General features: G+C 61.4%; 15 protein-coding genes. 7 read left to right on the top strand and 8 right to left on the bottom strand.

What is annotated here, in order from left to right; all coding sequences use genetic code 11:
• Window positions 1-90: 90 nt before the first annotated feature.
• The 3 genes from GEI7407_RS06165 to GEI7407_RS06155 all read right to left on the bottom strand — a co-directional run bounded on the left by GEI7407_RS06165 (window position 91) and on the right by GEI7407_RS06155 (window position 2,108).
• On the bottom strand, window positions 91-693 hold the full coding sequence (locus tag GEI7407_RS06165; RefSeq protein WP_015171274.1) for a VWA domain-containing protein: 603 nt from the start codon (window positions 691-693) through the stop codon (window positions 91-93).
• Between the two features lie 93 nt (window positions 694-786).
• On the bottom strand, window positions 787-1,731 hold the full coding sequence (gene murQ / locus GEI7407_RS06160; RefSeq protein ID WP_015171273.1) for an N-acetylmuramic acid 6-phosphate etherase: 945 nt from the start codon (window positions 1,729-1,731) through the stop codon (window positions 787-789).
• Window positions 1,728-2,108 (bottom strand): DUF3110 domain-containing protein, encoded by a 381-nt coding sequence (locus GEI7407_RS06155; protein ID WP_015171272.1) that lies wholly within the window; start codon window positions 2,106-2,108, stop codon window positions 1,728-1,730. The genes murQ and GEI7407_RS06155 overlap by 4 nt, the downstream gene beginning before the upstream one ends.
• A gap of 659 nt (window positions 2,109-2,767) precedes the next feature.
• Between GEI7407_RS06155 and GEI7407_RS06150 the strand changes: the two genes are divergently transcribed.
• From GEI7407_RS06150 to GEI7407_RS06140, 3 genes are all read left to right on the top strand, one after another.
• Window positions 2,768-7,537: a translocation/assembly module TamB domain-containing protein gene (locus GEI7407_RS06150; protein WP_015171271.1), complete on the top strand. Its 4,770-nt coding sequence runs from the start codon at window positions 2,768-2,770 to the stop codon at window positions 7,535-7,537.
• Between the two features lie 56 nt (window positions 7,538-7,593).
• Window positions 7,594-8,094: a DUF427 domain-containing protein gene (locus GEI7407_RS06145; RefSeq protein ID WP_015171270.1), complete on the top strand. Its 501-nt coding sequence runs from the start codon at window positions 7,594-7,596 to the stop codon at window positions 8,092-8,094.
• 156 nt (window positions 8,095-8,250) lie between these two features.
• On the top strand, window positions 8,251-8,883 hold the full coding sequence (locus GEI7407_RS06140; RefSeq protein WP_015171269.1) for a Crp/Fnr family transcriptional regulator: 633 nt from the start codon (window positions 8,251-8,253) through the stop codon (window positions 8,881-8,883).
• A gap of 425 nt (window positions 8,884-9,308) precedes the next feature.
• Here GEI7407_RS06140 and GEI7407_RS21565 read toward each other — a convergent pair whose 3' ends face one another.
• A complete protein-coding gene (locus tag GEI7407_RS21565) occupies window positions 9,309-9,623 on the bottom strand; it encodes a septal ring lytic transglycosylase RlpA family protein (protein WP_071880806.1) in 315 nt (104 codons plus the stop codon).
• Window positions 9,598-10,644 carry a hypothetical protein gene (locus GEI7407_RS21560; RefSeq protein WP_223294490.1) on the bottom strand — a complete coding sequence of 349 codons (1,047 nt, stop codon included), beginning with the start codon at window positions 10,642-10,644 and terminating at the stop codon, window positions 9,598-9,600. The genes GEI7407_RS21565 and GEI7407_RS21560 overlap by 26 nt, the downstream gene beginning before the upstream one ends.
• A gap of 267 nt (window positions 10,645-10,911) precedes the next feature.
• Between GEI7407_RS21560 and GEI7407_RS06130 the strand changes: the two genes are divergently transcribed.
• From GEI7407_RS06130 to GEI7407_RS06120, 3 genes are all read left to right on the top strand, one after another.
• A complete protein-coding gene (locus tag GEI7407_RS06130) occupies window positions 10,912-11,808 on the top strand; it encodes a PhzF family phenazine biosynthesis protein (protein ID WP_015171268.1) in 897 nt (298 codons plus the stop codon).
• 11 nt (window positions 11,809-11,819) lie between these two features.
• A complete protein-coding gene (locus GEI7407_RS06125) occupies window positions 11,820-12,671 on the top strand; it encodes a M28 family peptidase (protein WP_015171267.1) in 852 nt (283 codons plus the stop codon).
• Window positions 12,672-12,792: 121 nt separating this feature from the next.
• The gene (locus tag GEI7407_RS06120) at window positions 12,793-16,464 is read left to right on the top strand and encodes a hydantoinase B/oxoprolinase family protein (protein WP_015171266.1); all 3,672 of its coding nucleotides are present in this window, start codon (window positions 12,793-12,795) and stop codon (window positions 16,462-16,464) included.
• Here GEI7407_RS06120 and GEI7407_RS06115 read toward each other — a convergent pair.
• Complete coding sequence (locus tag GEI7407_RS06115) at window positions 16,461-17,024, bottom strand: pentapeptide repeat-containing protein (protein ID WP_015171265.1); 564 nt, start codon at window positions 17,022-17,024, stop codon at window positions 16,461-16,463. The two genes, GEI7407_RS06120 and GEI7407_RS06115, sit on opposite strands and share 4 nt — an antisense overlap.
• Before the next feature lie 186 nt (window positions 17,025-17,210).
• Here GEI7407_RS06115 and GEI7407_RS06110 point away from each other — a divergent pair, with 186 nt between their 5' ends.
• Complete coding sequence (locus GEI7407_RS06110; protein WP_015171264.1) at window positions 17,211-17,561, top strand: phage holin family protein; 351 nt, start codon at window positions 17,211-17,213, stop codon at window positions 17,559-17,561.
• Window positions 17,562-17,573: 12 nt separating this feature from the next.
• On the opposite strand, the gene cobJ is transcribed toward GEI7407_RS06110, so the two are convergent.
• Together cobJ and GEI7407_RS06100 are read right to left on the bottom strand one after the other, a co-directional pair.
• A complete protein-coding gene (cobJ, locus tag GEI7407_RS06105; RefSeq protein WP_015171263.1) occupies window positions 17,574-19,454 on the bottom strand; it encodes a precorrin-3B C(17)-methyltransferase in 1,881 nt (626 codons plus the stop codon).
• A 160-nt stretch (window positions 19,455-19,614) separates the two neighbouring features.
• The gene (locus GEI7407_RS06100) at window positions 19,615-21,195 is read right to left on the bottom strand and encodes an NAD(P)H-quinone oxidoreductase subunit N (protein WP_015171262.1); all 1,581 of its coding nucleotides are present in this window, start codon (window positions 21,193-21,195) and stop codon (window positions 19,615-19,617) included.
• Window positions 21,196-22,630 lie beyond the last annotated feature (1,435 nt).

The raw sequence follows: 22,630 nt of genomic DNA, 5'->3' as shown, positions 1-22,630 counted from the left end.
AGATCAAACAACTCCAGCAGCTTGAGGCTGCTTTCAGACTAGGCGCGGGGCCTGCAATGCGCAGCGCCGCAACGGAAAGGGCGATCGCCCTTAATCCTGAATCGCGTTCGTCAGAACCTCCGCCAGACTCAGATCCTCCATATCGCCCAGGCTAATGGTGTCGCACAGATCGAACTTCGCGCCGACGCCCTGGAGCTGCTCGTCGAGAGCCTGGAGAAAGCGGGTTGCCTGGGGGTCATTGCCCACCTGAATAAACGACACCGCCAGCTCCTCGTCGCGCTCCATCTTCCGCGACGCATTAACGATCACCTCCATCACCGCCTTGCGATCGTCCGGTTCGCCATCGGTCACCACCAGGATCGTCTCGCCTTCAGAGGCAGTCTGGCCGGCCCCCTTGCGCTGGAAGTAGGAGTTAAAAGCGTCCTGGAGCACGGCCGCTAGGTTCGTCGTGCCCACGGGGTCGTTTTCCAGGAAAATTTGCTCGACCTTGGCCGCAGTGACGTTGTCGTAGCGCTTGAAGCGGCCCGAGAACACGTAGACCGTGATGCCATTGGGGTCAAACTGCTCGCACTTGCGAGCTAGGGCCAAGGTGGATTCCTGGACTTCTTGCCAGCGGCTGCGGCCAGCAGGCTGATCGGTTGTGGACATGCTGCCACTTTTGTCGAGGATCAGCGTGTAATCACGATTTTGCAAGGGGGGCCTCCTGTTGAGTTGAGGGGAGTTGATTTCAGTCTAGGCACGTCCTAGGGGAAGGGCCTGAAATATCTGCCTTCCTTTAACCTTGCCCTAAGGGGTTGGGCGATGGCTCATCACGGCCTGGCGCAGGTTGCCCTGGTGCTGCTCGAGCAAAACCTTTCCGGCGTGGCGATCGAGGCCAGTCCAGTGCATGAGCAGGGCCAGCTTGACGGAGCGATCGCTCTTTTCGAGCAGCAGAGCGCACTCTTCACGGCTCAGCTCCGTCAGATCTCGCAAAATCCGCAGGGCGCGATCGTGCAGTTTGCGGTTGGTCACGGCCACGTCGACCATGCGGTTGCCGTAGACCTTGCCCAGGCGGACCATCACGCTGGTAGAGAGGATATTCAGGGCCAGCTTGGTGACGGTGCCGGCCTTGAGGCGAGTCGAGCCAGCCAAAATCTCGGGGCCGACCAGCAGACGAATGTCGACATCGGCCTGGACGCCCACCTGATCGGCTGGCACGCAGGCAATGAAGACCGTCGTGGCGCCGCGCTGACGGGCGGCGTGAAGGGCACCGTGGACGTAGGGGGTGGTGCCGCCAGCGGTGATGCCCACCACGACATCAAGATCGTGAATTTGCCGGTGGGCGATCGCCTCTGCCCCGTCCTCTGCCCGATCTTCGAGATCTTCCGAGCTGCGAATCAGGGCACCCGCACCCCCGGCAATGATGCCCTGCACCAGCTCCGGCGGGGTGCAGAAGGTGGGCGGACACTCCGCCGCATCCAGCACGCCCAGGCGACCGCTGGTCCCCGCCCCCACATAAAACAAGCGTCCGCCCCGGCGCAGCGCTTCGGCAGCTCGGTCGATGGCTTCGGCCAGGGGCTTGCGGGCCTGGGCGATCGCGGCGAGAACCCGCTCATCTTCCCGATTAAACAGGTCCACTAGCTCCAGGGAAGACAGCTCATCGAGGTTTTGGCTGGCCGGATTGGCTTGCTCGGTCAGCAGGTGCCCACGCTCATGGGGCGCTTCAAACGAAACCTTTTCCACGCTGCTCACAGTAATCCTTCTAGGCGACGGCGAATTCGTTCAATCTCGTCCGATGACAGATCTGCTCCTGACTCGGCGGGAGCGCTGGTCGGGCCTTCTGGGCTCCAGTCTGTTTGGTCGACGTTGCTCTCGGGCGGCACCGCCAGCATTCCTTCGGACACCAGCTGGCAGTCGTAGCCAGCGCTCTCACAAAACTCCCGCACTTCTTGCTCGTCGATGCTCTCGACCGTTGCCGTCGGGAAATCCTGGGCTTCGAGCAACAGCCCAAAGCGCATTGCGTCGTCCTCCGATTCAAACATGAGGACCGTGTTGCGATCGCCCACTTTTAGGGTATGAATTCCCTCGTTTTCCTGGCGGGCATTAAAGAGCAAGACAAATACTTGCATGGGTTCAGAAGTCGGTTCAACCAATATTCTTTTTTATTGTAGGGGGTGGGCTAGGCGAGCCCTGGGTTAGGCCGCCTGCCCGTGGGCACTCGAGGTTGCCTGTGGTTCAATGGAGGGGAATTTTCGCGCTGCTCCCAGGCAAGTTTTTGTTCCCATGCACCTATTTGTTTACGGATGAAACAAAATTTTTGGGGCGATCGCCTTTAAGATCACGTTGTCTCCTGAGGTTTCATCGCCGACCTCTGTCGCGCGGTCAGCAGTCAAGGCCGTCACTGTTTGACCCCTCCGGGACAGCTCCTAAGACCCTGATCAGGCACAGCCTCAAAACTTTGTGTCAAAGTTCAAGGAAATTCAAGACTGTTGAACTTGTTAAACCTGCTGAATTTGTCGATTGAATCCAGTTCATCTTGTTGTGCTGGCGGAATGATCAATCCCCGTTCAACCTAGCGTTTCTGACCAAGGGCGATCGCCTTTGGCAGGGCACACCGTGATCGGAACCGTCGTCGTGCAGTAGGCCCACCCAGAACGCTGAGCGCCACAAGCGCCAGCCCTCTGGCTCCTGAGTCCTCACCGACGACTTGCTAAATGGGCGCTCCTCACACACCGCCGTTTTGGCCCTCACATTGTTGCCTTGGGTGTTTGGTCATCCTTAGAAACCGATGACAACTTCTCCGACTCCGCCACCACCTCCCAATCCCACTCCCAATCAACGCCTGTGGCTGCTGCTGCTGGGCCGAACCGGGATTGCTCTGGTTTTGATCTTGCTGACGGCGATCGCCGCTGGGGCTTGGTGGACCTGGCTCTTTATCCAGAACGAGCTAGCGCCCACCGTCGCCAAAGCCCTCTCTGAGACCCTCGATCGCCCCGTCGAAATCGGCGCTCTCGAAAGCGTGTCCTTTAGCGGATTGCGCTTCGGCTCTGCCTCGATCCCGCCCACCGCTACCGACCCCAACCAGGTGACCGTTGAGGCGGTCGATGTCGGCTTTAACCTGCTGTCGGTGCTGTGGAATCGGACGCTGCCTCTCGAGGTCACCCTGGTGCGTCCGACCGCCTATCTGGAGCAGACCGCCACGGGCCAGTGGGTCGACTTTTCGCTGGATACGGAGCAGCGCGAGCAGCAGATCAAGATCGAGCTCAAGACCCTGCAAATTGAGGACGCTACGATCACCGCGGTGTCTCGGCCAGCGCGCGATCGCGCCGTCTCGATTTTGTTTCCCCAAGTTGATGGTCAGGTGGACTTTCTCGACAACGCCCAGCGACTGCGCTTCAGCGTCGACGGGAAGCTCGCCACCCAGGGCCAAGTCAGCGTTCAGGGCGAGGCCCTGCTGCCCCAACAAGCCTACAACCTCGCCATCCAAGGCCAAAATCTGCGGGCCGTTGACGTCAGCAACCTGATCAAAGGCACCCTGAATCTGCCCATCGCCTTCCAGGCTGGGCAGGTCGGCGGTAACTTGGCCATCGAGCTGCGCCCCAACGCCCCCGTAAATCTCCTGGGAGACGCCCAGCTGCGCAACGTCACCGCCCAGGTCCAGCAGGTTCCCAAACCTTTTACGGCAGCCAACGGCCCCGTTCGCTTCCAAGGCCAAACCATCAGCCTCGAAAACGTGCGAGCTGTTTATGGCCAAGTGCCGCTCCAGGCCAAGGGCACCATTAACGTCGAGAAAGGCTTCAACGTGGTCGCCCAAGTCCCGGCACTAGACGCCGAAAAAATTCTCTCGACACTAGAAATCGAGGTTCCCTTCGAAACCGCTGGCGAAGTCCGGGGCGATCTCCAGCTCACTGGAGCGCTAGAGCGTCCAATTTTGACTGGGTCTGTAGAAACCACGACCCAGGCGCAGGTGGATCGGGTGGACTTTCGCAAGATCACGGCCGACTTCCGGATGGATGTGCCCAATCTCACGATTAGCAACATTCGCGGGGTGCCGGTGGCGGGGGGCCTGGTGACGGGCTCCGGCCAGATCAATGTCAGCGAAGACGGGGGCATTGTGCTGGATCTGCTGGCCCAGGATATCCCTGGGGACAGCATTGGGCGGCTCTACGGCTTCAATGCGGAGGCGATCGCCATTGGTCCGGTCTCGGCGCGCGCTCAGATCTTTGGTCCCTCGGCGGACCTGCAAACGGTGGTGCAGTGGGAAGCGCCCCGGGCGACCTATCCAGGCCGGGGCGAGGTGGTCGTCGCGGGGGAAAACGTGATCTTCCGCAACACCCAGCTGATGGTGGAAGGCGGCACCGTGCGCGGCCAGGGACAGATCGTGGGCGATCGCTGGCAGGCGGTGGTGCAGGGAGAGGGCGTCCAGCTCAACCGCTTTTCGCCGGACCTGCGGGGCCTCTTTAGCGGCAACTTGAACCTTGCTGGCACCCTGGACAACCTCAAGCCCGCAGGGGTGCGGGCCGAGGGCCAAGTGCGCTTCTCCCAAGGTCTCGCGCTGGTCGAGGACCCCCTGACCGCCCAGGTCCGCTGGGACGGCGAAAAAATCATTGTGGATCAGGCCAGCGCTCCGGGCTTTAGCGCGGACGGCTTTGTCTACGCTCAGCTCGAAGGGGAAGGGGCTCCCGCCATTAGCCGTCTGGATTTGAATGTGGCGGCTACCAACTACGAGCTCGCGAGCCTGCCCTTCCCGATTCCTGAGGCTCTCCAGCTTGCGGGTCTGGCCAATTTTGAGGGCCGCCTGGAGGGATCGCCCCTTTCGCCCCAGGTCCAGGGAAATCTGGAGCTGCTGCGCTTTGCCCTCAATGGCGTGCCCTTTGAGCCTCTGCTGACCGGTCGCCTCAGCGTGATCGGCGATCGCGGTCTGAGCGTTGACGTGAGTGGCGGCGAAGATGCGATCGCCCTGGTGCTGGGACCGACCTTTACCCCAGAGTCCTTTGATGTGCGGCGCGGAGAGGCGATCGCCACCGGCCGCGCCACCGGCCCCAACCAGCTGGCCGTCAACGTCGCTAACTTCCCCCTGACCGCCCTCAACCTCCAGCCCGCTCCCCAGCTTGGGCTCGGTGCCGTCACCGGCCTGATCTCCGGCGACCTCAGCGTCGATCTGGCCGCCGTTGCCGCCGCGGGCACCGTGACCATCGAGCAGCCCGGCCTGGGTCAGATCCTGGCCGATCGCTTCTCAGGCTCCTTCCGCTATGCCGACGGCGTCGCCACTCTCCAGGATGGTCGCCTGCTCCAGGGCGAGAGCACCTACCTGGCCAGCGGCACCTTTACCCAGGGGCCAGACCCCACCTTCGACGGCGAGATCGAAGCGATCAACGGTCGCGTCCAAGACATCCTGCTGGCCCTGCAATGGTTTGACATCGAGGATGTGGGTCGCGGCCTGCAAGCCCCCGACTTCCCCAACGAGCTCGCCCAGTCCCTGCTGGTGCCGGTGCCGGTCGGCCTACCCGACGCCAAGCTGATTACCCAGCTGCGGCGCTACTCCGAAATTGAGCAGCTCCTCAGCCAGCAGATTGCCCAGCGAGAAGCCGCTTCGCCCCTGCCAGAGCTGGGCGAGCTGGCCGGCACCTTCAACGGCAAAGTGGACGTGTCGGGCTCTCTTCAGCAAGGCGTCGCTCTAGATTTTGATTTCCGGGGCGAGGACTGGGTTTGGGGCCCCTACGAAGCCAATCAGGTGATCGTCGCGGGTAATTTCCGCGACGGCGCCCTGACGCTGCTGCCGCTGCGCATCGAGTCTGACCAAACCTTGCTGACCTTTGCTGGGCAGGTGGGCGGAGAGCAGCAGTCTGGTCAGCTGCGCATGGAGAAAGTCCCGGCGACGCTCCTGTCGGAGTTTGTGGCCCTGCCGGTGGACATCACCGGCGACCTGAGCGCCACCGCGACCCTGGCCGGCAACCTGGCTAATCCCGAGGCGCGGGGCGAGGTGCTGCTGGAAAATGGCACCCTCAATCAAACCCCCGTCCAAACGGCTCGCGGCAGCTTTAACTATGCCGACGCGCGGCTTCGCTTTGGCAGCACGATTGTGGTGACAGAGCCGGAGCCGGTGCGGATTCGCAATGGCAGCATTCCCTACAAGCTGCCCTTCGCGTCGGTGGAGCCAGACAGTAACGCCATCAGCCTGGACATCAATGTCAAAAATGAAGGCTTGGCGCTGCTGGATCTGCTGACGCGGCAGCAGGTGAGCTGGCAGGGCGGCGAGGGCGAGGTGAATGTGGCGGTGCGAGGCACCCTGACGCAGCCAGAAATCCAGGGGGCAGCAACGCTGACCAACGCCACGGTGACCGCCCAGGCCCTGCCCGAGCCGCTGACCAACTTGAACGGGACAATTCGGTTTGCCCAAGACCGCATCCTGGTGGAGGATGTGCGAGGCCAGTTTAGCCGCGGCCAGGTGACGGCCCAGGGGGTGCTGCCGATTGCGCGGCCCCTCGGGTTTGACGATCCGGATCTAGAGAACCCGCTGACGCTCAACCTGGATCAGCTGTCGCTGAACCTGACGGGCATCTATCGCGGGGGCGCTGACGGCCGGATCACGCTGACGGGCTACGCTCTGAGTCCGCGCATCGGCGGGGAAATCACGCTGTCCGATGGCCGGGTGTTTTTGCCCGAAAATCAGGCGGCGATCGCCCCTGCCGCAGCGCCTGACACCGGCGGATTGAGCTTTGCACCGCCGATTTTCAGCAACTTGATCCTGACCCTGGGCGATCGCGTCCAGATTATCAGTGAGCCGATTTTGAGCTTTGTAGCGACCGGCGACCTGACCCTCAACGGCACCCTCGAGGACCTCAAGCCCGACGGCACGATTCGCCTCCGCAGCGGTCAGGTGAACCTGTTCACCACCCAGTTCAACCTGGCGCGGGGCTATCCCCAAACCGCTGAGTTTACGCCCCAGCGCGGCACCGACCCGGTGCTGGATATTCGGCTGATTGCTTCGGTGACCGAGGTGACGCGCAATCGTCTACCCTACTTTGGCGTCACCGGGTCCGAGATCGAGGACGGCCCTGCGACCAACCTGGGCGCGCTGCAAACTGTGCGCATTCAGGCCCAAGTCGAAGGCCCAGCCAGCCAGATTTTCGAAAATCTGGAGCTCACGAGCAGCCCCTCGCGCAATCGCTCTGAGATTATTGCGCTGCTGGGCGGCAGCTTTATCGATACCCTGGGCCGGGGCGACGGCACCTTGGCGATCGCCAACCTAGCCGGATCGGCGCTGCTATCGAATATCCAAAATGCCATCGGTAACGCCCTCGGCCTCAGCGAGTTTCGCCTTTTCCCCACGACGGTGATCTCCGATGATGCTCGGACGTCGACCTTGGCCCTCGGCGCCGAAGCGGGCATCGACATCACCGATCGCCTCTCTTTCTCGGTTCTGCAAATTCTCACTGCGTCCCAGCCCACCCAGTACAACATTCGCTATCGCCTGAGCGATGAGCTGCTGCTGCGGGGCGGGACGGATTTCTCGGGCGATACGCGAGCCGTGATCGAGTTTGGCACTCGCTTCTAGGCGATCGCCTCCCCTACGTCCATCGCTCATTGACCCCCTATCTGAGTAACCAAGCCGTGAACTTTTTCTCCAACCGCATTCCTCCCGGTCCCGGCCAAGAGTCCGTTTGGGACTATCCCCGCCCGCCGCGCCTCGAAGCTTCGAGCGCCCACATTCGGGTGATTTTCAATCAGGTGGTGATCGCCGAAACCCAGCGATCGCAGCGGGTGCTCGAAACCAGCCATCCGCCGGTGTACTACATCCCGCCCGAGGACATCCTGCCGGGCTGCCTACACCCGACACCGCGCGGCAGCTGGTGCGAGTGGAAAGGCCAAGCGGGCTACTACACGGTGCGCGTGGGCGATCGCGAAGCGCCCAACGCCGCCTGGTTCTACGCCAATCCGACTCCCGCCTTTGAGGGCATTGCCCACTATGTCGCTTTCTACCCGCACCTGATGGACGCCTGCTGGGTCGACGAGGAAGCGGTCCAGGCCCAGGCCGGGGATTTTTATGGCGGCTGGATCACGTCCAATATCGTGGGGCCTTTTAAGGGAGGCCCTGGCACCTGGGGGTGGTAGGGAAAGCCTTCAGGAGCAGAATTCCAAAAATCTTTAGAATCACCCAGCTTACGTAACCAAAACTTAACCTCATCGCAAACTGCTGATTAAGTTTTCTTTACGTCGTGGCACTACTTTGAGGGTGAATTATGACAGAGTTGGACTGATTAAGTCTGTATGCTCCATTACTCCCCCCTTGAGGTCACCCTCCAACGCGATCTTCGAGATCTTCTCGAGGAACTGTACCAGGAGAAAACTCTGCATCCCTTTCGCGCAGGCCAGCCGATTCCTCTACAGGACAATCAGGTTTGGATTGTGTGTCGGGGAGTCGTACAGCTCAATACGTTCTACGCCAACGGCGAAGAAGCCCTTTTGGGGCTAGCGAGTCCCTCGATGCCTTTTGGCTTGCCGCTGACGCTGATTCACCCCTATCAGGCGATCGCCCTTTCAGACGTTGACCTAATGCCCTTGGCGATCGCCGAAATCGAGCAGTCCCCCGTCCTGAGCCAGAGCATCTTTCGGCAGCTCAACCGGCGTCTGCGCCAAACCGAAGCCCTCCTGGCCTTGGCGGGACACCGCCGCGTCGAGGAGCGCCTCCGGCAGCTGCTGCTGCTGCTCCAAGAAGAAGTCGGGCAGCCAGTTCCCCAGGGAACTCGCCTCGGCGTGCGCCTGACGCACCAGCACCTCGCCAGCGCCATCGGCACGACCCGCGTGACCGTGACCCGGCTTTTGGGCCAGTTTCGGCAAGACGGCTGGCTCACCATCGATCGCAGCCGTCACCTTGTTTTGACCTCTAAGCCAGTTGCTTAGCCAAAGCAGCAAAAGCCTCACGCCATCATCTTTGATTTGGCGTTGAGATGAATGCGAGCGAGCGAACGACACTCCTCTGACCTATGCCGCAGGCGCGAGGAGGGGAGAGGGAGGAAACGAGCAAACCTCTCATGATACAAAACGGGTGCGATACACTCAGGCTAAGGGTTTGAGCTAATCACCGCCCTGAAACTTGAACCTTGACAACCTGGAATATGGGGTTCTGCCTGGAAACAGACGATGCGTCGTCGCATCTGTGGGCAGGTAAAATTCCAGCAGTACAAAGGAGAGAACAACACTCTTTGTATTGTTCCGGTGCGGTGGGGCATCCCGTATCGTCAATAAAGCTCAGGAAACGCCCGATGGGATACCAGGGGTCACTGAGAAGCCTACGCTGCATACGTCAGTATCAGCGTAGGAGTATGTCACGGCGCGTTGAGAGCCACCCGGCGATCGCCTGGGTTCCCAGAAATGACTTGCCCCTCCTGGATCGGACCGGAGGGGCGCATGATCACGGCTTCGATGGGCACAACACCCGTTTTCTCGCTGTCAATGCGGCGGGCCGCCTCACGGGACAAATCCAGGGTGCGATTTTCAAAGTAGGGGCCGCGATCGTTGATGCGGACAATCACCGAATAGCCGTTTTTGAGATTCTTGACCTTGAGGTAGGTATCAAAGGGCAAGGAAGGATGGGCCGCCGTTAATTCACTCTGGTCAAAGATTTCCCCGGTGGCGGTCAAACGCCCATGAAAATAGGGACCATACACAAGATGCGATGCCTTCGATCTTGTTGGTGGTTTCTTCTAGGGCGTAGAGATGCTGCTGAGCTTCGACAAAGGACAGCGGGGTTCCTCCCAGAGCAATGCGCAGGTTGTTCACCCACTGGATGAGCAACACTTCGACGTCTTCTTGCAGACGCTGGGCCACAGCGGGCTCCACTTCAAACAAAACGCGATCGCCCACCTTGCCGACATAGCGATCGCTCACCAGCGCTGGCACCAGCTGAGCCGCGTCCAGCTTTGTGTTGCGCAAAAACAGATCCAGCCGGTCGCCCAGCGCCTTGGCTTCGGCCATCTCCGGGAAGGTAGCCACCAGACACCCCCGTACCCACACCTGAAATTCTTTGCGGCGGTGCTGGCCACCGATCAAGTTTTCGGTAAAGGGCATGGAGAATTTTTTGCGCTCTGGCAGCGTGCACTGGCCCAGGGGCGTGAAGGGGCGATCGCCCGGTGCCAAGTACTGCGTCCGAATACTCACCTCAGAAGCGCCCGCCTTACTGCTCTGGGCTACACCGGGCGTCCAGCGAAACACCGTCTGGATCAAGTGACTCACGCCCCGAGGCACGGTCGGCTCGACTGCCGCATCTCCCAAAACCACGGGCACAATGGCCGGAGGTTTCTCAGCCGCTGCTGCGGGCGCAGCCCACAGCGCGAGCTTTGGCAGGTCTGGCAGCGGCGAGTGCAAAGCCTCATTGAGCAGCCAGGAGCCCCTGAACACGAGGGCCTTGGGCAAGCGAGCCGAAGCGTCGCTGGCGGCGGCGATGGGCGAAAGGGGGGCGATCGCCGACAGGGGGCGTTTGCGGCTCCGCTGGCCTCGCTGGTGGAGGCTAGAGCCCGATCGCTGCAAGGGGATACTGAGGGCCGAAAGCACCTTCTGGGGAAGGGGCTGCGTAGGAAAGTAGGACGGCTTCAGGGAATGATGATGCAGTGAGACTAGGCATCCCAAGCAGGATGCAGCCCACATAATTCCGGAAAAAGTCATGTAGTTGCTTCAGAAAGATGCACAACAGACGCAGCAAACTGTGAGCAAGTATACCAACCAATAAAAAAATTAAATCTGCCTTAGGTTGGGTCGTAGCCGCTGTAGCTGCGGTTTGATGCTGGTTCAGTCTGAATCACCGTGCGATCGCACCGACGCTGATCCCTCGGCTCTGAGAGTCGCTTTGAGCGACTGATGCACTACCCTTTAGACTAAATTTAGTAGGCTGGGAAAAATCCCGCAAGACTTTATCTTTGCGCCAAAATACCCATGACCGGCCTTCCTTATTACGTTGTTGATGTCTTTGCTGAGACTAAGTATGCTGGCAATCCCTTAGCGGTTTTCGTGCTGAACAGGGCGCTAGACCCCTCGCAAATGCAGCAAATTGCTAAGGAAATCAACTATTCTGAAACGACGTTCATTACCCATACTCACCCACGTCAGGGTGGGTATGATGTGAGAATTTTTACGCCAGCTCAGGAGCTACCCTTTGCGGGACACCCAGCGCTGGGAACGGCCTATATTTTGCAACAAAAGGTTGTGGATCAGCCGGTAGCGCAGATCACCCTCAACTTAGCGGTTGGCCAGATTCCGGTGACGCTGAACTATGGGAATGGTGGGGATGGAGCCCCTGAGTACCTGTGGATGGAGCAAAAAGCGCCAACCTTTGGGCGATCGCTCTCCGTTGAAGCCGTGGCGGACGTGCTGGGGCTAGACCCCGAAGCGTTTGACGCCAGATTTCCCCTGGAGGAGGTGTCCACCGGCGTCCCCTTCCTCATGGCTCCGCTAAGAACATTGGCCGCGCTTCAGCAAATTCAGGTCAACCGCGATCGCTACTTCCAGCTGATTGAAAATCTCGATGCCAAAGCGATTCTGGCCTTTTGCCCAGAGACGCGATCCGCCGACAATCAGCTCAGCGCGCGGATGTTTGGGGAGGCCCTCGGGGTAATCGAGGACCCGGCCACGGGCAGCGCCAACGGCTGTCTGGCTGGCTACTTGGTGAAGCACCGCTACTTTGGGGGCGATCGCATTTCGGTGCGGGTGGAGCAGGGCTACGAAATCGGTCGTCCGTCTCTGCTGCTGCTGGAGGCCGAGGGCGGTGCTGACCCAATTCGAGTGTCGGTCGGGGGCAGGGTGATTTTGGTCGCCCGGGGGGAGTTTCTCTAGAGGCCAAGGCTGTGGCAACCGTGGACGTCGCGCTCAAAGACCGCTTGCAAGGACATCTAGCCGAGGTTGCGCGGGAGCGCGACCCCTACTTTGCGGCGGCGGGGCACCTCTACGTGGAAACCTATGTGCGCCAGCAGCTGGAGCAGTGGGGCACCGTGAGCGCCCATCGGTTTCGGGCCAATGGGCGAGAGCATCGCAACTGGGTCCTGGATTTGCCGGGGCGGGACTCCGGGCGATCGCCCATTTTGGTCGGCGCTCACTACGACGGCGTGCCCGGCTCCCCGGCGGCGGACGACAACGCTACCGGGGTTGCGGCTCTGCTGGAAATCGGCCGGGCGATCGCCCACCATCCGGCCCGGCATCCGGTCCGCTGCGTGGCCTTTGACCTGGAGGAGATGGGCCTAGTGGGCAGCGAGCAGTACGCCACGGCCCTTCGCGCTGACAAAGTCTCTTTGCGGCTGATGATTTCCCTGGAGATGCTGGGATACTGCGATCGCGCACCCGGTTCCCAGCGGTATCCCAGCATTTTGGACCGTTTTTATCCCAGTCAAGGCGACTTTATTGGTCTGATTGGCAATGTCGCCACCCTGGGCGATCTGCTGCACTTCCATCGCGCCATGCAGCGCGTCGGCGCTCGCAGCGAGTGGCTGCCAGCGGGACGCCGGGGCCTGATGGTTCCCCAGACGCGCCAGAGCGACCACGCCCCCTTTTGGGACCGGGGCTACCGCGCCCTGATGGTGACGGACACCGCTTTCTTGCGCAATCCGCACTACCACCAGCCCAGCGATCGCCTGGAAACCCTTGACCTGGATTTTCTGACGCTGGTGTGCCAGGGAATGATTTTGGGCCTGCAAACGCTGTAGCGACGACTCGCCCGCAGTAGGATTGCCAGCAAACCCAGAGACCCCAACTTCTGTGAACCAACGCCGCCAAAAAACGCTTTTATAGTGGTTTTTGCAATGCATTGGCACGGAGGCAACGGGCATGGCCAGCAATCTCGCGCAAGGGCAGTGGCGGTTTTGGATTGACCGGGGAGGGACGTTCACCGACATCGTGGCTCAGGGGCCTGACGGCCAGATTCGCCTGCACAAGCTGCTGTCCGAAAATCCTGAACGCTACAGCGACGCGCCGATTCAGGGAATCCGGGAGCTGATGGACCTGGGCAAAGAGGCCGCCCTGCCGGGGGAGGCGATCGCGGAGATCCGCATGGGCACCACCGTGGCCACCAATGCCTTGCTGGAGCGCAAAGGCGATCCGACGCTGCTGCTGATCACAGAAGGCTTTCGCGACGCCCTGCGCATCGGCTACCAAAATCGCCCAGACATCTTCGCGCGGCAGATCCTGCTGCCAGAGATGCTCTACGAGCGGGTGATCGAGGTGCGGGAGCGCCACAGCGCCCAGGGAGAAGTGCTGGTGGCCCTGAGCGAGGCGGAGGGCGATCGCCTGGGGCAGGCACTCCAGCAGGCCTACGACGAGGGATTTCGAGCCTGCGCGATCGCGTTTCTCCACGGCTACCGATATCCGGCTCACGAACAGGCGATCGCGGCGATCGCCCGCCAGGTCGGCTTTACCCAGGTTTCGACCTCCCACGAAGTCAGCCCTTTGATCAAGCTGGTCGGGCGCGGGGACACCACTGTTGTCGATGCCTATCTGTCGCCGATTTTGCGGCGCTACGTCGACCGGGTGGTGGGGCAGGTCGGCCAGACGCGCCTGCTGTTTATGCAGTCCAATGGCGGGCTGACGGACGCTCACTTTTTCCAGGGCAAAGACAGCATCCTGTCGGGGCCAGCGGGCGGTATCGTGGGAGCGGTGCAAAGCAGCCTGGCGGCGGACTTTGACAAGATTATTACCTTTGACATGGGGGGCACCTCGACGGACGTCGCCCACTACAGCGGCGAGTACGAGCGCACCTTCGAAGCGGAGGTGGCCGGTGTGCGGATGCGCGTGCCCATGATGGCCATTCACACCGTGGCGGCGGGGGGCGGCTCGGTGCTGTTCTTTGATGGGGCGCGCTACCGCGTGGGGCCGGAGTCGGCGGGGGCCAATCCAGGGCCTGCCTGCTATCGGCGCGGCGGACCCCTGGCGGTTACTGACTGCAATGTCATGCTGGGCAAAATTCAGCCAGACTTTTTCCCCCAAGTCTTCGGGCCGGAGGGCAATCTGCCCATTGATGGGGAGGTTGTGCGTCAGCGCTTTAGCGACCTCGCCGCCGAAATTCGTCAGGCCACGGGGGACGGGCGATCGCCAGAAGAAGTGGCTCAGGGCTTTTTGGCGATCGCCGTGGACAACATGGCCAACGCAATCCAAAAAATCTCGACCCAGCGGGGCTACGACGTATCGGAGTACACGCTGTGCTGCTTTGGGGCGGCGGGGGGTCAGCACGCGTGCCTGATCGCCGAGGCGCTGGGGATGGAGCGGGTGTTTGTGCATCCCTACGCGGGGGTCCTGTCGGCCTATGGGATGGGTTTAGCGGACGTGCGATCGCTGCGCGAGCAGTCGATCGAGGCGGAGCTCACCGCCGAGCTGCTGCCCCAGCTCACGGAGCAGCTCGCGGCGCTGGGCCAGGCGGCCCAAACCGAACTGATCGCCCAAGGCGTCCCCGAAACCCGCGAGATCCGCCTAGAGCAGCGCGTTCACCTGCGCTACGTGGGCACCGACTCGTCGCTGGTGGTGGCGTTTGGGGACTTGGCTACGATGCGCGAACGTTTTGAGCAGGCCCACCAGCAGCGCTACGGCTTCTTTACGCCCGAGAAGGCGCTGGTGGTGGCGGCCATTGCGGTGGAGGCGATCGCCCCGACCCAAGCCCCCGCGCCAGCCAGTTTGCCCGCTACGGCCAAGCCCCCAGTTCCCCTGCGATCGGTTGCCATGTACAGTCGAGCCGCCTGGCACGAAACGCCGGTGTACGCGCGATCTAGCCTGGGGGCGGGCGATCGCCTGGTGGGACCGGCCATCATTGTCGAGGCGACGGGCACAACGGTGCTGGAGGTCGGCTGGGAAGCTGCGGTCACGGGCCGGGGAGAGCTGCTGTTGACGCGATCGCGGGTGGCGGGGCAGCCAGCTAGCGACGCGCGCACCACTGACCTGACAAAAGCCGATCCGGTGCTGCTGGAAATTTTTAATAACCTGTTCATGGCGATCGCCGAGCAGATGGGCGTCACGCTGCAAAACACCAGCTACTCGGTCAACATTAAGGAGCGGCTGGATTTTTCCTGCGCTATCTTCGATCGCTGGGGCCAGCTAGTGGCCAACGCGCCCCACATTCCGGTGCACCTGGGCTCCATGGGCGAGAGTGTCCAAACCCTGATCGCCCAGGTCGGCGAAGCGTTGCAGCCAGGAGACGTCTACGTTCTCAACAATCCCTACAACGGCGGCACTCACCTGCCCGACGTGACGGTGATTACGCCCGTGTTTGCCACTGAGACAAGGAGCGATCGCCCTGAGATCCTGTTCTATGTCGCCTCGCGGGGCCACCACGCCGACATCGGCGGCATCACTCCCGGCTCCATGCCCCCCACCAGCACCTCGATTCACGACGAGGGCATTTTAATTGACTGCTTCCAGCTGGTCGATCGGGGTGAATTTCAGGAGGCCGCCATCACGGAGCTGCTCACTAGCGGTCCCTACCCCGCCCGCAACCCGGTACAAAACATCGCGGATCTGAAGGCCCAGATTGCTGCCAACGAGAAAGGAGTCCAGGAGCTACACCGGATGGTCGAGCATTTCTCGCTGCCGGTGGTGGCGGCCTATATGCAGCACGTCCAGGACAATGCCGAGGCGGCGGTGCGGCGGGCGATCGCCGCGCTGGCTCGCACCCAGGGCCATCAGCGCCGGACCTTTGTCCATCCCCTCGACAACGGCAGCCAGATCCAGGTGGCGGTCACCCTTGACGGCGATCGCCAAACCGCCCAGGTCGACTTCAGCGGCACCTCGGCCCAGCAGCCCAGCAACTTCAATGCGCCTGTTTCGGTCTGCAAGGCCGCCGTCCTCTACGTTTTCCGGACCCTCGTCGATGACAATATCCCGCTGAATGCTGGCTGCCTGAAGCCCATCGAGATCCGCATTCCCGAGGGGTGCCTGCTCCATCCCCAAGCGCCTGCCGCCGTCGTGGCCGGGAATGTCGAGGTGTCCCAGGCCGTCACCGACGCGCTGTACAGCGCCCTCGGCGTCCTCGCTTCTTCCCAGGGCACCATGAACAATTTCACCTTCGGCAACGATCGCTATGCCTACTACGAGACCATTTGCGGTGGATCGGGAGCCGGGGCCACCTTCGACGGCACCGACGCCGTGCACACCCACATGACCAACTCCCGCCTCACCGACCCCGAGGTGCTGGAGTGGCGATTCCCGGTTCTTGTCGATCGCTTCGAGATTCGGGCGGGCAGCGGCGGCCCCGGCCAGCATCGCGGCGGTCACGGGGTGGTGCGGCGCATCCGGTTCCGGGAGGCCATGACCGCCGCAATTCTTTCCAGTCATCGGGCGATCGGGCCGAATGGTCTCCAGGGCGGACACCCCGGCACCCCCGGACGCAACTGGATTCAGCGGGCGGACGGCGCTGAGGAATCCCTCGGCGGCACGGCGATCGCCCAGCTCCAGCCCGGCGATCTCTTCATCATCGAGACGCCGGGGGGCGGCGGCTTCGGGGCTCCAGAGGCCTAGCGGCAGCCCAGGGATTCGCGGGTCGACAGGCCAGTGACGGGGTTCACTCCTTCGGCCCGCTGACACAGGGCCTTGATCTGGGCACCATCGAGGATCGCATCGCTAAAGTCTGCACCGGCGATCGCCGTCTCCGCGAAGGTCGAGCCCAATAAAATGGCCTCGCTCAAAATCGCCCCGCGCAAATCCGCCCGCGTTAGATTCGCCTGATCCATCAAGGCATTGGTCAGGTTTGCACCCTGCAAGTTGGCGTCGGTGAGGACCGAGGCGCTGAAGACGCCACCCCGCACGTCGGCTCCCTCAAAGTTGGCGCGCTCCAGGTTCGCATTGGAAAACTCGAAGGCCTGGAGGGTCTGGCCCGAGAAATCCCGCCCGGTCAGCTCGGCGTTGCTGTAGGACATGGGGTGTTGCCAGTCGGCCTGGGCCGGGGCCGCAGCCAGCCAGAACAAGGCCGCAATCAGGGCGATCGCGGCCCCTTTGGGCAGTAGGGGCTCAAAAATGGAGCTTTGGAGCGCTGGGGAGAGAAAACGGCGGAAAAATCGCGAAAGCAGCCGAGAAAGCATGATCAATGGCCAAAAACAACGAGGGCAGCATCCGGATCAGGCCAAACACCACCGCTTTCAGTATCGATCAGGGCCGAGAATCTAGCCGCGATCGCCTTCTGAGACACCCCCCAGTACAATCGGAGCAGTCGCTCGGGGGCCTAGCTTCCGGCGCTTTTGATCCAACTGTTATCAAAACCGATTGCTATGCCACGATTTTTGATTACCTGGCTGCTGACGGCGATCGCCTTTATGATCACCGCCTACATCGTGCCCGGCTTTGAGGTCAGCGGCCTGGTCGCGGGGGCGATCGCTGCTGTCATCCTCGGCTTGGTAAACGCCGTTGTGCGTCCTTTGCTAGTCATCTTGACCTTGCCGCTGACCATTCTGACCTTGGGCCTGTTTTTGCTGGTGGTCAACGCCCTCAGCCTGCTGATCGCCAGTGCCCTGACCCCCGGCCTCAATATCAACGGGCTCGTCCCCGCGATCTTGGGCTCGATTGTCCTCACCCTGGTCACCAGCGTCCTGAACCAGCTCGTCGGCACCGACGAAGCCTAGAGTCGCCCACCCCTAGGACACCTGATCGGGATCAAAACCCAAGTAGCCGCGAGGGGTAATGAACCACCCCTCGTAGGTGCGTCCGCTGCTGTTGCCAATCAGAACCACCGTCAGCATGTCGATGGTCTGCTCTAGCATCTGGCCCAGGGTCGTCAGAGTGACGCGCTCCTCGGGGCGATAGGCCGACTGCACCAGGGCCACCGGAGTTTCTGGGCTGCGGTGGGCTAAGAAAATCTGCTGAGCCTGGACAATTTGGTCGGTGCGGGTGCGCGATCGCGGGTTGTAGAGCGCCGTCACAAAGTCTGCCGCCGCCGCCGCCCCCAGACGCTTTTCGATCACGGGCCAAGGCGTCAGCAGGTCACTCAGGCTGATGGCGCAGAAATCGTGCATCAGCGGGGCACCCACCCGAGAGGCCGCCGCTTGCAGGGCCGTCACTCCCGGAAACACCTGCACTCTGGGCGTTTGGCCGTCCCAGCCCCCCGCCCGCAGCTCCTCCAGGACCAGGCCCGCCATGCCATAGATGCCGCAGTCGCCCGACGAAATCACGGCGACGGTCAGCCCCCACTGCGCCAGGGCGATCGCCCGCTGGGCGCGCTGCTTTTCCTGGGTGATCGGCAGGGCCTCGACAATTTGGCCGGTGCGCAGCAGGGGCCGCACCAGGTCAACGTAGAGGGAATAGCCAATCACCACATCCGCCTGGGTAATGGCCGTTTGGGCAGCAGGGGTGATCTGATCCAGGCTGCCTGGACCCGTGCCCACTAGCCACAGCTGGCCGCGTCGCCCGGTCATCTCCAGGGCTGACTCGGCGATCGCCACGGTCACCGCCCCCAGCACCCCCTCAGCCCGCACGATCTGTTTGGTGACCCGCAGCTGCGGCTCCGGCAGGTCCGGCAACCAGGCCTGGGCTTGGCGGGCCGCCACTAGGGCCGCCGCCTCCGCCACGCTGGGCGTCCCCACCTCCGCCGCCACTACCTCCGACGGCGTCGGCACCGGCACCCCCCGCAGCTCCTCCGCCGAGAAGCAGCGCAGGGGCCAAGGGCGATCGCGGCTCAGCTCCACCAAGCCCACCTCATCGGCTTTCAGGTCCAGGGTCGCCAAACCGGCGATCGCCCCTTCTGCTAGTCCGTGCTCTGCGCAGGTTTGGCTCACTGCCTGCTCAATCAGCGATCGCGGCGTTCCCCGCTCGCAGCCCACACCCACCCACAGCACCCGCGGATGCCACCAGGCCTCTGGCCGGTCGGCTGGGGTGGGTGCGGCTGCTGTGATTCGCAGCCGCGCTTCTGGCGCATCTCCCTCGGCGGCTGAACCTGGAGCCGAGACCAACTCTAGGCCGTGGCCCTCCGGCAAGTGGGCCTGCCAGAGCGTCGAGCCTGCCTGCTGAATCACCTGGACCCGCGCCTGACGGGCGATCGCGCTGCTGACCCCCGTCCAGTCCCCGGGGCCACGCCCCCAACCAAAGGGCTGTCCCAGCACATCCGCTCCGGGCAGCCCCCAGTAGTTGGAGGCTCCCGTCAAGATGGGCGTCGCACCCAGCTGGCGCGCCAGGGCCTGAGCCAGGCGATCGCCTCCGCCCTGGTGCCCGCCGCACAGGCTGATCACGTACTGACCCGCCTCATCCACCACCACCACCGCCGGATCGGTGGCCTTGTCCCGCAGCAACGGCGCAATCAGGCGCACCACCGCCCCCACTGCCAAACAAAACACAAAGCTTCGCTGGTGGGGCCACAGGGCCGCCACGTGGTCCTTGAGAGCGCCCGTATAAGTCTGGGTGTTGGCAAGGGAGACCGATGCAGGGACCCAGCACGGCTCTTCCAAAGCCGCGATCGCCTGCAAACGCCGGGCACCGTGGGGAGTCGTAGCGATCGCCGCCAGGGGTTGAAAATCAGAAAACAAAACTTTTGGCCGAAAACAACAGCATCACAGAACGGACAAAAACGCCTGACCGATACAGTCAGGCGCTTCCAGAACACGCAAAGAATTGGGCTAGGCGCAACCTCGACGCCTCATCCCCGCCGGGGCTGTAGCAAGCGTCGAGTCGCTCTAGCCAGCGAGATTAGCCATCGATCGGGCTGAGGGTCGGAGCGACCAGCGCCTGGATAACCGGCTCGGCCTCAGGCTCCGGCTGAGTCACAGCAGCAGTCTGAAACAGCGCCGTCCGGGTGATCGAATCGTTGGCCAAAGTGAAGAGGGGATTGGACAAGATGCCCGCCAGGGAGGTAGCCACCAAGGACAGCACTAGGCCCACTTGCAGCGGTCTTGCGCCGGGCAGGTTCCAGCGAATCTCTGGGTAGTTACGCACCACCTCAGACATTTCCTGGGGCTCCTTGACCACCATCATCTTCACCACGCGGATGTAGTAGTAGATGGAGACCACGCTGGTCACCAGACCCAGCAAGACCAAGCCGTAAAGGCCTGCTTGCCAACCGGCCCAGAACAGGTAGATTTTGCCAAAGAAGCCAGCCAGAGGCGGAATGCCGCCCAAAGAGAGCAGGCAGATGCTCAGGCCCAGGGTGAGCAGCGGATCTTTCTGATAGAGGCCCGCATACTCGCTGATTTGGTCCGTCCCGGTGCGCAGCGAGAACAGAATCACGCAGGTGAAACCGCCCAGGTTCATAAACAGGTAAACCAGCAGATAGAAAATCATGCTGGCGTAGCCCGCCTCAGTCCCAGTGATCAAGCCAATCATCACAAAGCCCGCTTGGGCAATGGAGGAGTAGGCCAGCATTCGCTTCATGCTGGTCTGGGCCAAGGCCACCACGTTGCCGAGCACCATGCTGAGGATGGCCAGCACCGTGAAGACGAAGTGCCACTGATCGGCCAGCAAGGGGAAAGAGGTGATCAGCAAGCGCAGGGCCAAGGCGAATCCTGCCGCCTTAGAGCCAACGGACAAAAAGGCCACCACCGGGGTGGGAGAGCCTTCGTAAACGTCGGGCGTCCACTGGTGGAAGGGCACCGCCGAGATTTTGAAGGAGATACCGGCGATCGCAAAGACCAAGGCAATCAGCAGGCCAATGGGCTGACCGAGTTCAGAGATCTTCTGCGCGATCAAGTCAAGCTGGGTTTCCCCGCCGGACAGGCCGTAGAGCAGTGAAATTCCATATAGGAAAATCGCCGAACTCGCCGCTCCGATCAGCAAGTACTTGAGGGCTGCCTCGTTGGAGCGCGGGTCCCGCTTCATGTAGCCCGTCAACAGGTAGGACGAGATACTGAGCGTCTCCAGGGACACAAAGATCATGACCAGTTCGTTGGCCGCGGACAAAAACATGCCGCCCACCGTAGCAGACAGCAAAATTGCGATGAATTCGGCCAGGGAGGTACCAGACTGCTCCACGTAGCGAATTGACATCAAAATCGTGACTGCCGCTGACAGTGCGATGATGCCGCGAAACACCACACTCAGGGCGTCTCCATTAAAGCTGCCCAGAAACGCCAGGGGTTCGACGACATTCCACTGGTAAACCAGCGCCGCCACAGAGCCAGCAAGGCCTGCAATGGCCAGATAGGGTGTCCAGCGGGCCGATCCTCTGCCCGCAATCAGATCCCCAACCAGCACCGCCAGCAGTGTGATGATGACGATGCCTTCCGGCAAAATATTTCCGGCGTTAAGCTGGGCTGCAAGATTTGCAAAGTCCATAACGTTCTCGGGTTGAACTGCTTTCTCAGCACACATTGGGAGACCGTCGCTCCCGAAACCGTCTTGTCTAAAGGCAAGGGATATTCGAGGAAGCGCAGGCGATCGCCATAATCAGCTTGACACTTTTTCTCGCTGCGAATGACTGGAATTTCCAATCTTTCACATCAAGCGTCGCTACAATCTCCCGAGTTTTGGCCTTTTTGCCCAAAAGTCTCGGGAATTTCGCGTCGTTTTGGGAGTGGTGTCAGCAAGTGTGCGTGGCGTCTTGGGGCCAGTGCACACCGGTTCTAGACTTGCCCAAGCTGGGCGATCGACGGGGGCTACCAAGAGCAATCCTACCGGAATTTTGGGGATCGTCGCGCATCTGGCTGCCCCAAACGCTTCAGGAAAAGGAGGAGTGGCTCGTGGGCGAGCCAAAAATGGCACTTTAGCTAAAGCAGCAGAAGCCCCACGCCATCATCCTTGGCTTGGCGTGAGATGAATGCGAGTGAGATGACGACGCTCCCCTGACCTATGCCCCAGGCGCGGGAAGGGAAGGGGGAGGAAACGAGCAAATCGTTCATGGCACAAAGTAGGGGTGATATAGTCAGGGCAAGGGTTTGAGCTAATCGCCGCCCTGAAATCTGAACCACAACAACTCAAAGTATGCGGTTGCATCCAGTCATAGCGAATTCGTGTTTCTGTGGATGCGTAAAACTTTGACAGTACAGAGGTTGAACATACTTTGGTCCTTGTTCAAAGTCTGCGGTAGGGCATTCCGTGGACTCAAAATAAAGCTCAGGATACGCCCGATGGGTTACCAGGGGTCACTGAGAAGCCTACGCTGTATGCGTCAGTATCCGCGTAGGAGTATGTCACGGTCAGCGATCGCCCCATAAGGGGAGAGGTCGCTGGAGGATCCCTGAGCGATCGCTCGAAGCACCATTTCTCCGCATTTTCTGGGAGATTCTATAGCGATTTGTAACGAGCGGCGAAGAGCCGCCCCCCAACAGTTACCAGCCGAAAAGGCGTGTAGGCTAGGCAGCATCACGATCAGGGGCGATCGCCATCCAAGATTTTTTCCTTCTCGAACCAAAGAGCCATTTGGAAATTTCTAGCCAAACTCGCTATCTAAGTTATAGAGTGCGGGTCAGTCTTCTTCGCTGGATCGTACCTACCAATACCCCCCGCAGAGACCAAGTTCTAGTCCCCAAGCGTCCCCCTTTGCGGTTGTCTTCTCAGCGAATCCGCTATAAGAGAGAGTAAAGCTTGATCACCCCAGCGGATTCGGTTGCTATCCTGAGGCCAGCGGCCCAGGGCAGTGTGAACTGGGATTTTGGTTGCTCCTGTCCTGGCCCAGCCCGAGCCAATCACCCTAATTTTGAGGCTTTGGCGCTGGGCGATCGCACCTTCGCCCCATTCCAAGGATTTTTCGGCCATCCCGCTGTCTCGTACA

It is taken from the genome of Geitlerinema sp. PCC 7407 (assembly GCF_000317045.1).
Taxonomy (GTDB): domain Bacteria; phylum Cyanobacteriota; class Cyanobacteriia; order PCC-7407; family PCC-7407; genus PCC-7407.
Note: the sequence above shows the minus strand (reverse complement) of the source record. Positions and strands in the feature narration are given on the sequence as shown.